Consider the following 371-nt stretch of genomic DNA (forward strand, 5'->3'; position numbering starts at 1 on the left):
CATTTGGGAGGCTATACCAAAACAGAATCCATGCTGGATTTTGCAGGAGTTCCACAAAACACCAATACCTATCATCTTAGAAAACCCGGTGAATCAGGCATAACCATTCAGGAGCGTTTTGTTTATGATTCCCAGAACAGAATGAAGGAACACTGGCACCAGGTAGATGGTAACCCAGAGCAACTTCTGACTGAAAATACGTACAACGAACTTTCCCAGCTCAGCAATAAGAAAGTAGGAAACAACCTTCAAAGTATTGATTACGATTATAATATCAGGGGCTGGATGACCGATATTAATAAAAACCAGATGCCTGTTGCTGATTTAGGCGGAAAATTATTTGCTTATAAAATTAAATACAACCAGAGAGA

Annotated in this window: 1 pseudogene; it reads left to right on the plus strand. The window is 39.4% G+C overall.

The features are described 5' to 3' along the window. Nucleotides 1-371, plus strand: a pseudogene (locus tag MP478_RS22505) (RHS repeat-associated core domain-containing protein); the annotation flags it as partial.

It is taken from the genome of Chryseobacterium sp. WG14, from assembly GCF_024586945.1.
Classification (GTDB): Bacteria; Bacteroidota; Bacteroidia; order Flavobacteriales; family Weeksellaceae; genus Chryseobacterium.